A 13,385-nucleotide genomic window follows, 5' to 3' on the forward strand; every position below is an offset into this window, starting at 1 on the left:
CGCACGCAGCCCGTCACCCTTCGTCGCGAATTGACGGGAACGGAACCATTCCTTCCGAACAGCGGACTCCGCACTCCGGACGCCCGGTCCGGTCCGCGTCCGCCCCCGGGTGGGGCGCCTCGGTCGCGTGCGCGGTCACACCAGCCGGACCGGCTTGTCGGAGCGCACCCCCACCTCGGCGAGCCAGGACAGCAGCGGGTCCGGATCGCCGTCCTCGACGAGGCTGAGGACCGGAGTCGCGAGGTCCGCCCGGCGTTCGCCGCCGACGAGCAGCGCGGGGCCGTCCAGCCAGTCCAGGCCGGGGGCCGCGCCCGCCGTGTCCACGGCCGCGCAGCAGACCATCGCGGCGACGTGGTCGGCGAGCAGCTCGGTGCCCGTGCGCGGCGGCTGGAGCGGGAAGAGCGGCAGGGGGCCCGGGCCCCAGAGGTCGAGAGGGTCGTCGGCCGCGCCGCCTCCGGCACCTCCGTGACCCTGGCCGCCGTGGCCTTGGCCGCCGTGGACCGCGCTTCCGGCGCCCTGGCCGCCGTGGACCGCGCTTCCGGCACCCGGGGCCTCGGCCTCCTCGCGGGCGACCGCGGCGCCGATGCCCGCCGCGAGCTCCTCGCCGGGGCCGCCGGGTCCGCCGGCGCCGGACAGGTGCTCCATGACCCGGGCCAGGGTGGGGACGGCCGGGTCGGCTGCGGAGGCCCGGGGGACGCCCAGGGTGTCCAGGACCCGGTGCAGCCGGGCCGCCTCGCTGCGCCACTTCCGGTCGACGACCTCGTCGGGATACTGCTGCCAGTCCACCGGTGCCCAGCCCGGACCGCTCTCGGCGGGGCCGCCGTGGAAGAGCCGGGCGGCGAGCAGGGACGCGGCCTCGTCGGCCACCCCGGGCTCCTCCAGCAGGTCGCAGGCGGGCCGCTCGCCCAGGCGCAGGGCGAAGCCGTCGGCCAGCCGGTCCCGGCGGGAGAGCTCGGTGAGCGCGGAGACCACCCCGGCGTCCAGCCGGGAGGGCCAGCGGCCCATCCGCCAAGCGGGCAGCGCCACCCGGGTCAACAGCCGGTCCCAGCCCGCATAGGCGAGGCCGACCTGTTCCTGGGCGGCGATGCGCAGCCCGTAGTCGACCGTCTGCGCCCGCATGGACGCGGCGGCCGCCACACAGCGCTCCATCTCGGCGGCATGGCCCCGGCAGGCCCGCAGCAGCAGCCGGGCGACCCAGCCGGCGAAGGCGAGCGGCGCCCCGCGCAGCGCGCCCCGGCCGGGGACCGCGGCATCGGCGATCGCGGCGTCCAGACCGCGTACGAAGCGGCGGGCGGCGGCTATGTCGGGATGCGCGGACGGGCCGGTGCCCGCCACCACGGGCGCGAGGACCGCGCGGAGCTCGGCGACCCGCATCCACCACAGGAACGGCGAGCCGATGACCAGGACGGGGGCGGTGTCCCCGGCCTCCGCCGGGGCGCCCGGGCCCCGGCGGAGCGCGCGGTGCGTCCGGTCCTCCAGCCAGCTGTCGCAGTCCGGGGTCAGCGCTATGGCGGAGGGCGCGGGCACGTCGAGCCGGTCGGCCAGGTCCCGGACCAGGCGGTAGAGGTCGGGGGCCCCTTCTTCCGGCACGGGGACGGTCGGGCTCATGGCGGGCCGCGCGCGGGCCACGGAGACGGCGACCAGGACGGTCACCAGCAGCACGACGACCGCGACGCCGAGGATCGACCAGCGCGCGGCGTCCCAGGCCGGACCGGCCAGATGCCCCTGCGCGTCCGCTGCGAACAGCACGACGGCGACGGCCGCGGGCAGGATCGCCACGGCCAGTGCCCTGCTGCGGATCCGCAGCAGGGAGAGCGCTCGGGCCTGTGCGGCCCGCGCACCCAGCTCCTCACCCACATCGATACCGGACACGGCCGGACGTCACCCCCTCTGCCCCGCGACGGTGTTGCTCACTCCCCCACTGTGGCACCCGCCACCGACATCGCAATGCCGGTGGGCCAAGTGCCGGAACGCCTGCGCCGCACCCTAGTTGGGGGTCCGGCGGCCGTCATCCGGATAGCCCAGTCGTCACCCGATGGAATGGCTTTGGGCAAAGCTGCTGACGTGTTCGCGCCCATGAGGCAGGCCGGGGGAACGGGCTGGTGGCACGGGGCAGCCCCTCGCGCCCGCCGCGTACGCCGGTGGCGTACGCGGGGCGGGCGGAGGGGCTGCGGAGACCTTCGTTCGCGAGCGGATCAGCTCTGGGCGGCCTTCAGAGCGATGTCCGTACGGTGCTGGGAGCCGTCCAGGCGGATCCGGCCGAGCGCGGTGTAGGCGCGCTCACGGGCCGCTGTGAGGTCCTTGCCGGTCGCGGTCACCGAGAGCACCCGGCCGCCCGCGCTGAGCACCGCGTCGCCCTCGGAGCGGGTCCCGGCGTGCAGGACGTACGCGTCGGGTCCATCCTGCGCCGCGACGTCCGCGAGCCCGTCGATCGGGTCGCCGGTGCGCGGGGTGTCCGGGTAGTTGTGCGAGGCGATGACCACGGTGACGGCGGCGTCGTCGCGCCAGTTCAGCGGCGGGAGGACGTCCAGGGTGCCGTTGGCGGAGGCGAGCAGGACACCGGCGAGCGGCGTCTTCAGCCGGGCCAGGACGACCTGGGTCTCCGGGTCGCCGAAGCGGGCGTTGAACTCGATGACCCGCACGCCGCGCGAGGTGATCGCGAGGCCCGCGTAGAGCAGCCCGGAGAAGGGCGTGCCCCGGCGGCGCAGCTCGTCGACGGTCGGCTGGAGCACGGTCTCCAGCACCTCGTCGACCAGCTTGGGGTCCGCCCACGGGAGCGGGGAGTAGGCGCCCATGCCGCCGGTGTTCGGGCCCTCATCGCCGTCCAGGGCGCGCTTGAAGTCCTGGGCGGGCTGGAGCGGCACGACGGTGGTGCCGTCGGTGATCGCGAAGAGGCTGACCTCGGGGCCGTCGAGGAACTCCTCGATCACCACGCGGTCGCAGGACAGCGCGTGGGCGCGGGCCGCCTCCACGTCCTCGGTGACGACGACGCCCTTGCCGGCCGCGAGGCCGTCGTCCTTGACGACGTACGGGGCGCCGAAGGCGTCGAGGGCCTCGTCGATCTCGGCGGGGGTGGTGCAGACGTAGCTGCGGGCGGTGGGGACCCCGGCGCCGGCCATGACGTCCTTGGCGAACGCCTTGGAGCCTTCCAGCCGCGCTGCTTCGCCCGAGGGGCCGAAGCAGGGGATGCCGGCCGCGCGCACGGCGTCGGCGACCCCGGCGACGAGCGGCGCCTCCGGGCCGACGACCACCAGCCCGGCGCCCAGCCCGGTCGCGAGGCGCGCGACGGCGTCACCGTCGAGCGCGTCGACCGGGTGCAGTTCGGCCACCTCTGCGATGCCGGCGTTGCCGGGAGCGCAGTACAGAGCGGTGACATCGGGGTCGAGGGACAGAGAGCGGCACAGGGCGTGTTCGCGGGCGCCGCCGCCGATGACGAGGACCTTCACGGGGTGCAGCCTAGCCGCCGGGCGCGGGAAGCCCGGACGGCCGCCGTTCCGTGGACGGGCCCGCCGCTGCCCGGCCGTCGGTACGTGAACAGGCCACCACGGCCCGACCACCGCCTCGCTTGCCCGACCACGGCCTCACTGCTCGTTGGTGAACTCCTCGACGACCGTGGCGCCCAGCTCGCGGACGATCAGCTCGTGGCCGGAGAGGGCGGAGTCGACGAGATCCGGATCGTCGGCCTCCGCGGTGTCGTCCTCGGGGGACACGGGACGCGGCGGCTCCGCCCCGTAGGAACTGCGGGAGGCCTCGGGGGCGGGCGCGGCCTCCCGGCCCTGCGGCGGCGCGGAGGGAGGCGGCTGCTGGGCCGAGGGTGCGGGCTGCCCCTGCGACGGGGGCGCGGGCTGCTGCGGGGCGGAGTGCTGGGGCCGGGGCTCGTACGCGACCGGGGCGGCGGGCGCCGGCGGGGCGGGCTGGTACTGCGGGGCGGGACGTCCGCCGCCTCCGCCGGACTGCGGGGGCATCCCGCCGCCACCGGAGGGGTCGATGACCGCTTCGATGCGCCACTGGGCGTTGAAGCGCTCGGCGAGGGCCTGCTTGAGGATCTCCTCGCTGCCGCTGCTGGCGAAGTTGTCGCGGGCGCCCGCGTTGAGGAAGCCGATCTGGAGCGTCGTGCCGTCGAACCCGGCGACCTGGGCGTTCTGGCTGAGCAGGATCCAGGTGAAGCGCCGGCGGCTCTTGACCGCCTCCAGGATGTCGGGCCACATGTTCCGCACCTGGGCGGCGCCCTGGGCCATGCTCTGACCGCCCTCGGGCGCGGCCGGCGCGACGGGGGCGACCGGAGCGGCGGCGGGCGGCGGGGTGGCGACGGGGGCCGGGCCGCCGCCGGGGGCGGACGCGGTGGGCCAGCCACCGGGGCGACGGGCCTGCTCCCCGGCCCCGGCTCCGGCTCCGGCTCCGGCTCCGGCGGGCCAGGAACCGGGCCGCTGGCCGGGCTCGGGGGCAGGTGCCGCGGGAACCTGCGGGGCGGGCTCGGCGGCGGGCGGCGCGTAGGCGGGGGCGGGTGTCGCCGCGGCGGGCGCCTCGCCCCGTACGGCGGCACGGGCCGCGTCCGGACCGGCGGGGGCCATGGGGGCGTGGGCCTCCGGGCCCGGTACATACCCCATCGGGGCCGCGGCGGCGGGCGGAGCAGCGAACGAGGCGGCAGCGGCGGCCGAGGCCCCGCGCTCCAGCCGGTCGAGCCGGGCCTGCAGCGACCGCTCGTCGTCGTAGGCGGCGGGCAGCAGGACCCGGGCGCAGATCAGCTCCACCTGGAGGCGGGGCGAGGTGGCCCCGCGCATCTCGGTGAGCCCGTCGTTGACCAGGTCGGCGGCGCGGCTCAGCTCGGCGGCGCCGAAGACGGACGCCTGGGCCTGCATGCGCTCGACGACATCGGCGGGGGCGTCGATGAGGCCCTTGTCCCCGGCGTCCGGCACGGCGGCGAGGATCACCAGGTCGCGCAGCCGCTCCAGGAGGTCCGCCACGAACCGACGCGGATCGTTGCCGCCCTCGATGACCCGGTCCACGACCTCGAAGGCGGCGGCCCCGTCGCCGGCGGCGAAGGCGTCGACGATCGAGTCGAGCAGCGAGCCGTCGGTGTAGCCGAGGAGCGAGGTGGCCATGGCATACGTCACACCGTCGTCGCCCGCGCCGGCCAGCAGCTGGTCCATGACGGACATCGAGTCACGCACGGATCCGGCCCCGGCGCGCACGACGAGCGGGAGGACGCCGTCCTCGACCGCGCTGTTCTCCCGGCCGCAGACGTCGGCGAGATAGCTGCGCAGGGTGCCCGGGGGCACCAGCCGGAACGGATAGTGGTGCGTACGCGACCGGATCGTCCCGATGACCTTCTCGGGCTCGGTGGTCGCGAAGATGAACTTGAGGTGCTCCGGCGGCTCCTCGACCACCTTCAGCAGGGCGTTGAAGCCCGCCGGGGTGACCATGTGCGCCTCGTCGATGATGTAGATCTTGTAACGACTGGAGGCGGGCCCGAAGAACGCCTTCTCGCGCAGATCACGGGCGTCGTCCACACCACCGTGCGAGGCGGCGTCGATCTCGATGACATCGATGGACCCCGGGCCGTTGCGCGCGAGGTCCTGGCAGGACTGGCACTCCCCGCACGGCGTGGGCGTGGGCCCCTGCTCGCAGTTCAGACAGCGGGCGAGGATGCGCGCACTGGTCGTCTTTCCACAGCCGCGCGGCCCGCTGAACAGGTACGCGTGATTGACCCGGTTGTTCCGCAGGGCCTGCTGGAGCGGGTCAGTGACATGCTCCTGACCGATGACCTCGGCGAACGACTCGGGGCGGTAGCGGCGGTACAGCGCAAGGGACGACACACCTACGAGGTTATCGGGGCCGACCGACAACCGACCCCACACCGCCCGAGCCCCCACGCCCGGGCCCCGGCCCCGGCCCAGCCGCGCACCCGCGCGGCGAAGCGCTCCGGAACGCAAAGGGCCCCCCACGCACCCGCCAGAGCCGACCTACCCTTGCTGCCTTCCGGCCCTGGGGGAGTTCAGTCAGATAGCGCCACGTGAGGGGCTGACGCCCACCTTAGCGGATCCCCACCCCCTCCGGTCCACCCGCCCTCCCCACCGGAAGACCGCCGAACCGCCTCGCGGGACCTCCGCCCGGACCTCCTCGGACGATCTTCGGGGAACGTGTTCGCGAGCACCCTCCAACGTCTTGTATTGTTTGCGGCGGAGGATTCGCCTAGTGGCCTAGGGCGCACGCTTGGAAAGCGTGTTGGGGGCAACCCCTCACGAGTTCGAATCTCGTATCCTCCGCCATTGCTCTCACCGGGCAATACGTCGAAGGCCCCCGCAGCTTGCTGCGGGGGCCTTCGACGTTGGTGCCAGGGCTGACCCGCCACCGCGGCCTGCCGCTCGGTTCGCTGGAGGTGGTCGACGAGCGCGTCACCGCGTAGCCGTTGGGGAAGAGGAAGACAGCCCGGTTCAGGTCAGAAGCGGGACGATCGAGGCGATGAGGCCGATCACTCCGACGGCCAGGCCCACCACTTCCCACGGTCTGTCCCGGACCACCTCGCGCAGGGACCTCCGCTGGACGCCCGACGTACTCCAGGGCAGGCCACGGATACCTCCGGGGAGCGATTGGTCGAGCCGGACCAGCGCGGCGACGTTCAAGGTCACGCGGTCGATCTGGGTCTCCTCATCGAGCAGGGCGTCCTCGGAGATCCACCGTCCTCCGGGGCCCACCGGAATCGGCCGGGTGTCCGAGGCCAGTTGGTAGAAGGTGATGCGGTACTCCGTGACTGCGCCGTAGGTACGCGACAGCTGGGTGACGGACACCACGCCGAGTTCTGTCAGCGTTCCGCTGCCGGGGACGTGGGTGTACCCCGGCAGTTCCTCCTCCAGTTCCCGGGCCGCCGCCGCTCGCGGCCCGGTGTCCGACGTTCGTACGTGGCCGCCGGGCAGCTGGTACTGGCGGGCTCGGTCGTCGTACAGCACCAGGTACTGCGCCCGGCCGCCCCGGCCCCGGACACGGTTCTTCACGACTACCTGGACGACATCGACCTGGCGCAGCGGTGAGGCATCGGGGTCGAGGGTCAGACGTCGTTCCTCGGCCAGGTAGAGGAACTGCGGACCCGACAGCGCCTGTCGGCCGGTGTAGGGGGGTTCGGCCGTCCCGGGACGCTCCCAGTTGTCCAGGACGGAGTGATTCGTTCGCACGTAGGAGCTGAGGCTGCGCAGGAAATAGCCAGCCTGCGGGCTGACCGGGGAGATCGCGGCCTCTCCGCTCACCGGGTCGCTTTCGGTGTGGAGGACGCCGAACGCCCGCAGCAGCGCGAGCAGCATCGGCGCCGCGGTCTCGGCGGTCGGTCGGGTGACGCCTGCCCGCCGGCACAGCTCGGAGAGCGGGACCGGGGGCCCGGAGTGCTCCGCCACGCTGTCCAGCAGGGCAGCCATCGCCGCTGCGGCATCGTCCGCCATGGGGTTCTACCCTTCCCGTTCCGTGGCCTGCTCGTCCTGGCTCCGCAGGACCCATACGTCCGGCCGCACCTCGTGGGCCTGCCAGCCGTGCTGCTCCGCCAAGGAGCGGAGTGGTCGGCTGCGGGTCAGCTTCAGATACGTTTCGGCCCCCCACCGCTTCCGTAGGGCCTGGCCGACCTGGGTGAGCTGTGCCTCGGCCTTCTCGGCCCGCAGTCGCCGCACCACGGCGCCCAAGTCCGCCGCGACGTCCGCCTCCACCCGGTCCGCCGGCGTCACTTCGGCGGTCACTGCCGGTGGCCCCGTCCGGTGAGGGACGAACACATCGGGGCGGATCTCCTCGAGGCGCCACCCGGGTTCGCGCTCGATCCGCCGCTTCAGCGAGGAGCCGACGACGGTCGCGTACCGCGCTCCGAGCCGGGTCCGCAGTATCGGCCCGATCACTTGCAGGATGGGCTCCTTGCCCTGCGCGGACAGGGAGTCCGCCGCATACGCCAACGCCGACGCGAAGGACTCCGGTGATCCCTGCGGCAGTGCGGGGGCAGGCTGCCCGCCGGTCTGCTGGACGAGGTGCACCCCGGGCTTGATCTCCTGCAGCTTCCATCCCGGCTGCTGCTCGATCCGCCGCTTCAGGGGCCCGCCGACGACGTCCTTGTACGCCTGGCCCAGCTTCTTGGCCAGCGCGTTCTTCACGTTGTAGATCGTGGGCGGCCTGCCGCCATTGGCCCGCCGCAGTTCGGCGACCACGGAGGTCAGCAGGTCACCGAAGCGGTCGGCCTCTTCGCCGCGCACGTGCCGCTCAGCGCTGTCCGTACGGGGTATCGGTACCCGCCCGAAGACCTTGTCGTTCGAGAGTCTCAGCGTCCTGCTCCCGGCACTGCCGCTCTGCTTCAGCCAGTCGAGTCCGGCCCACAGCTGCCCGAGGGACGACAGCCCCAGGCGTTCCGCCAGTGACCGACAGCCGACGAACCTGTCCTCCAGCCAATCCTCGAGTTCCCGAACGGGCACCGTTTTGATTCCCTGCGCCACCCGCTCCTCGAACTCATCGCGCAGATCGGTCTCGACGCGCTCCCGGAGCCCTTCCGCCGGCACCACCTCGCCGTCCACCAAGGTTGCGGACAGGGAGAACAGCTCGATGCCCCGGGCGTTCCTCCCGTTGTGCCGGTCGACCTCGATCACGATCGCGCGCAGAATCTGGCCGCGGACGGGGTTCTTCGTCCGACCTCTGACGTCCTCGAACTTGAAGCGCGCCCAACCGCCCTGCGCCAGTTCCACGATCCCGTGTCCCTCGGCCTCGTTCACGAAAGAGATCCGGCCCAGTTGGCCCGCGCCCTTGAGGGACGGCGTCAGGCCGGGCGCCGTCGGCACGGCCGGACGGCCGGAGACCTCGATCAGCTGGACCAGGGGGTCGTCCTCTTCGGCGAAGAACTGCATACGCGACGACTCGGAAAGCAGCTCCTCGATATCGTCGCCGTCATAGCGGAAACGGGCCTTGACCCGTTCGGCGAGCCGGGAGAGGCGTGGTGTGTCGCCGACTGTCTGCCAGGCTTCCAGCAGGGCGACGCAGAAGTCGATCTTGCGCTGCCGGGTGAGAGTGGCCGCGTGAGCGGCGACCTGGGCCGGTGCCAGGTCCACGGTCTCCCGTGCGGCCAGCGGTCGCACCGGCTCGCTGGAGACCGCCTGCCTGGCATGTACGGCGTCCTCGACATGGCCCTGTTTGACATCCCAGGCGCGTGGCCCCTCGGGACTGAGACCGAGGAAGAAATTGACCGGCTCGTTCTCGTCGCTGTCGGGGAGGAAGTTCCCCCGGGACGGAACGAAGAATGCGGTCACCGAGCCGTGGAGCTGGATGGTGCCTGCCTGGGGCCCGCGCATGAATTCGATGACGCCGTTCACCCGTTGCAGGTGCGAGGTGTTCGTCCAGAAGGTTTCCCGGCGGTTCCACTCACCCAGGTCGCTGTCGGCGATCATCGGATACCACTGTGGACCGGTGGACAGCCACAGGTAGGACCGATTGGACCGGCCCACTACGTATTTCTCGGCCTGTTGCTGTTCGAGGCGGAATGCCTCGATGTCATTGCTACGCCCGGTGAACCACAGATGGAAGAAGAGGCAGTACCGGTAGTAGCGGGCGCGCCATGACGGAAAGCGGTCCGACCACAGCTGAAGCTGAGAAAGGGCCTCGTCGATATCGAACTCCGGGAGCAGCTTGTAGGCCTCGAACCAGAGCCGGTAGTCCTCCTCCTTGCAGCCCGTTCTGGAGAGGTTCTGCCGTGCGAGCTCGACGATGCGGACCAGTTCGGAGTGGTCGAGTTCTCGCCAGCTGCGGCCCCCACGCACGTAGTAGGCCTGCGCGAGTGCCCGCTGAACCATCGGAGTGCTGCGCGCTCCGGCGACGGCGAGCTCCCAGAGCTCGACCACCGAGTCTAGGTCCCCGTACAGCCGCTTGATGTCGGCCTGGCACCGCACCAGATAGTCGTCGCGGTGGTCCAGGGTGCCGTACAGCTGCGTCGCCTCGTTCAGGAGGAAGTTGGCGTCCGCGAGGTTCTCCGCCACCCATTCGCTGGCGTCGGCGTTGAGCTCCGCGATGGAGGAGACGCGGGCCGCGTCCTTGATGGCTTTCGCGACGTCGACCACGGCCTGCACATGGGTGACGTAACCGTAGATGTTCTCCGCGTTGAGCTTGCGGGACATGGCGAAGCATTCGACGGTCTGCGCGAACCACCGGTCGGCGGCGGCCATGACGGCCGGCACACCGCGCCGTTTGGCGTCGCGCAGTGCCTGGCGCATGCGGCTTCGCCGTGCGAGGCCGAGCGTGTGGTGGTGGAGGAAGTCCCACTCCGCCAGGGCGACTGCTTTGGCGACGTATTCCTCCGCCTTGTCCAGCTCCCGGTTGAGCCGGTACATCTGGTGGCGACCCAAGTGATTCCAGAAGTGCGGTTCGTCCTGGACGTGTTCAGTGAGGGACTTGAGTACCTGGTGCGCGGAGTTGAGGTCCAGCTGCTCGATCAGCGGCGCGAATTTCCGCCGGTCCTCGACCCCGTCGGCCGACCCGCCCTGCCGGTCCACGAACATCTGACGCAGCAGCACACGGACTGGCTCCGCCGACACGTCGGTAGTGATCGCCAGCGCCTTGATGAAGTCGATCGCCAGGTCCTTGAGATGCCGGTCCCAGCGGTCGTCGTTGAGCAACTCGGACAGCACCTGCTCGGCCAGGAGTTGGTGCTGGAGGCGCACCCGGCCGGAGCGTACGGCGACCAGACGAGCCGCTTCCGGGCCCAGCACGTCGGACAGGTCGAGCTCGGCGGAGGGCGTGGAGACGTTCATCAGCTTCTGTACCAGCTCGCACTGCAGACCGGTGTTGGAGAAAATGGTGGCCAGCGCGAGGTATTGCATGACGTCACGTGCGCGACCGCGAACATGATCCAGATGAGTGCGCACATACGTGGAGAGCTTGGTGAATTCCCTTTCGAAGGTGATCAGCCCGTAGAAGAAGGGGGTGCGGTACCGCTCGTACTGGTCGGTGCCGAGCAGGCGCAGTTCGTCGGCACGCCCCGGGTCCACGACGAGCGCGGCATAGCGCGCGAGGAAGTCGGCGGTCTCCTTCTCGCTGAGCGGTTCCGACACCTGCAGGGCACCCCGGCTCGCCTCGGCGACCCTTCGCCGGACGAAAAGCATCGTCACCCGCGTGTTGCGTCTGGCCAGCTCTCGGTACAGCACCTCGCGGTAGGACTCGCTCAGGTCACCGGCCTCGGCGACGAGCAGCACCGGCATCTGAGTGATCGTGTACAGCAGATGCAGCCGATCCGCGATGAGCGGTACGCGGGACGGGTCGACCGCGACACCGTTGGGCAGCACCGCCACCGGGTACTCGTAGTGCAGGTCCCAGGCCGCGCGCAGAGCTGCGGTGGTGCCGCCGGCGCCCGGCCGGTGCTCCACGAGGACGGTCCGGGTCCGGTGCTGCTTCAAGCTTTCGCGCACGGCCGCGACCAGGCCGTCGTTGACGGACCGCACCACGTCCAGGCCCGCGTCCAGGTCGCCCCAACTGATCAGGCCACCACGCCAGAACGCGTCGTTGTGGCGATCGTCGCTCGGCAGGACGGACGCCTCGATGCCGTCGTACAGGATGACCAGGTGCTCCCGGAGCTTCTGCATGGTCTCCGGTGAGATGGCAACGGTTCCGTTGTCGAGGGCGGGCACGGTGTAGTCCAGGTACTCGGCGCTGGTGCCCAGCGTCTCGGTGAGTCGCTCCAGCAGGTCGGGCACAGGAAGGGGCACCTGAATCATCGGCACGGCGGGCTGCAGTTCGGCCAGTCCGGCGTGCAGGAACGTCGCTTGGCCGTGCAGCATCTCGTCCATGGCCTCGATCACGCGCAGCAGCCGGTCCCGGCCCGACCCCTGCTTGGTCTCGGTGCCGCCTTCGAGTACCAGCACGCACACCGGCGTATCGCCGAGGGACTGGCGTAAGGACGTCGTGAGGCGCCGCACGGTGTCCAGGCGCCGGATCACCCACGCGCGTCCCTCCAGCGCGGGCTCCCGGCGCAGCACCGAGCCGACGGCCAGCAACCAGGCCGTTCCGCGGTCGTAGTCGATCACTGGCCGGTCCTCGGTGAAGATGTGGACCGCGCGCTGTGCGTCGAGTACGGGGCCCGCCAGATGGCGGAGGCCGTCACCGTCGGAGACCGGGTCGAGGTCCACGATCACCGACCAGGGGATCCGTCCGAGTGCCGCGAGGGACGGGGCGCGCGGCAGTTGCTCCGCGACCAGGACGTAACGAGCAGCGTGGGGGGCGAATCCCGAGACCGTGGACCAGAAGGAGCTCCAGAGATCCTCTCGGACCTGCTCGACCCGTCCCGCTTCATCGGGTGGGGTGGGGGACGGAAGAGCTTCCTGCCGCTGCGGCGTGCTGGCGGGGAACCGTCGGCGATACCGCATGGCATACCAGCCGGCGTAGGCGACGCAGATCCGGGAGCGGTCGTCCGTCTCGGGAAACCGCCGGGCCCAGAGCAGGGCGGCGGCCATCCGGGCCAGCATGAGCTGCTGGTACAGGGGGTCCATCCGGCCTGGCTGCTCGACGATCCATTCGTGGATGCCGGCCCGTGTTCTCTGCAGGAACTCCACGAGCCAGTGGCAGTCGTCCGGCACGGCCCTGACCACCGTGTCCTCGGCGGCCTCCAGGCACCGGGCGAGTACGGGGCGCCGGATGGTGGGCAGGATGTTCACCAGGACACTGACCTCGAGGTACGCCAGGTCGAATCCGACGACCGATCGTCGTGCCTGGTCCATGTCGACGATCCAGAAGGCGTCGTCGGCGGCCTCGATCTCGTCCCGGGGGACCAGGAGGTTGCCCGTGTGCAGGTCGCCGTGGCAGATCCCGTGCAGGACCGGAAGGTGGGTGTCCTCGGTTCCGCCCAGGACGGTGCGCGGGTCGAGGAAGGCGTGTCCGTCCTCCTGGTGGACTTCCGTCTGGAAGAGGCTGGAGGTGGCGGCCAGGCACGCGTCGACCTTCGCCTCACCGACGACGGCGAGGAGCAGCTCGGAAGGCCGCATCAGCTCCACGTCCTGCGGGGCGGCCCAGGCACTGAGGACTTCGCGGGATATCGCTTGCGCGCCGCGCAGCAGACTCGTGGACTGGCTGCGCGGCGAGGTGTACTGGCTGAGACTGCCGCCGGCCAGTTGGTGGAGCGACGTCACCAGCCGGGTGTCGCCGCTGCGCCGCTGGTCGATACGGAGGAGACGCGGAATGTGCCGCTCCGCGAAGGCTGGATCCGCGTCACGGATGAGTTGGTGGGCCGCCAGTTCGTTCGCCTCGGAGAGGTCCTCCTCCTCCGGTCCGACCCTGAGCACGTAGGTACCCGGCTGGATGTCGCCGCTGTTCCCACTGATGTCCACGCTGACCAGCTCAGCTCCTGATCGGCCTGAAGGCATCGGCTCGAAGAGAAGGCTCGCAGAGGGTAA

5 protein-coding genes, 1 tRNA gene and 1 other RNA gene are annotated in these 13,385 nt (G+C 71.6%); 1 reads left to right on the forward strand and 6 read right to left on the reverse strand.

All coding sequences use genetic code 11. The annotated features are described in order from the left end of the window. Positions 1-135: 135 nt before the first annotated feature. The 4 genes from ACFWRV_RS14495 to ffs form a co-directional block, all read right to left on the reverse strand. A complete protein-coding gene (locus ACFWRV_RS14495) occupies positions 136-1,872 on the reverse strand; it encodes a hypothetical protein (protein ID WP_384333510.1) in 1,737 nt (578 codons plus the stop codon). 323 nt (positions 1,873-2,195) lie between these two features. Then, entirely contained in the window at positions 2,196-3,446 is a 1,251-nt protein-coding gene (purD, locus tag ACFWRV_RS14500; protein WP_384333513.1) for a phosphoribosylamine--glycine ligase, read from the reverse strand. A 135-nt stretch (positions 3,447-3,581) separates the two neighbouring features. Beyond that, positions 3,582-5,816 carry a DNA polymerase III subunit gamma and tau gene (locus ACFWRV_RS14505; RefSeq protein ID WP_384333516.1) on the reverse strand — a complete coding sequence of 745 codons (2,235 nt, stop codon included), beginning with the start codon at positions 5,814-5,816 and terminating at the stop codon, positions 3,582-3,584. 114 nt (positions 5,817-5,930) lie between these two features. Further along, positions 5,931-6,025: signal recognition particle sRNA small type (ffs, locus tag ACFWRV_RS14510), an RNA gene on the reverse strand. A 156-nt stretch (positions 6,026-6,181) separates the two neighbouring features. Between ffs and ACFWRV_RS14515 the strand changes: the two genes are divergently transcribed. Continuing rightward, positions 6,182-6,269, forward strand: a tRNA-Ser gene (locus tag ACFWRV_RS14515). Between the two features lie 165 nt (positions 6,270-6,434). Here the strand turns inward: ACFWRV_RS14515 and ACFWRV_RS14520 are convergent. Both ACFWRV_RS14520 and ACFWRV_RS14525 read right to left on the reverse strand, forming a co-directional pair. After that, positions 6,435-7,430, reverse strand: coding sequence for an NUDIX domain-containing protein (locus tag ACFWRV_RS14520; protein WP_384333519.1), 996 nt, complete (start codon positions 7,428-7,430; stop codon positions 6,435-6,437). 6 nt (positions 7,431-7,436) lie between these two features. After that, complete coding sequence (locus ACFWRV_RS14525; protein WP_384333522.1) at positions 7,437-13,319, reverse strand: hypothetical protein; 5,883 nt, start codon at positions 13,317-13,319, stop codon at positions 7,437-7,439. Positions 13,320-13,385: the final 66 nt, after the last annotated feature.

This window comes from Streptomyces sp. NPDC058576 (genome assembly GCF_042718715.1).
In the GTDB taxonomy this organism is placed as follows: Bacteria; Actinomycetota; Actinomycetes; order Streptomycetales; family Streptomycetaceae; genus Streptomyces.

Bases quoted from the DNA above. Each gene is read 5' to 3' on its own strand.
- ACFWRV_RS14520 (WP_384333519.1), bottom strand. From the start codon at position 7,430: ATGGCGGACGATGCCGCAGCGGCGATGGCTGCCCTGCTGGACAGCGTG.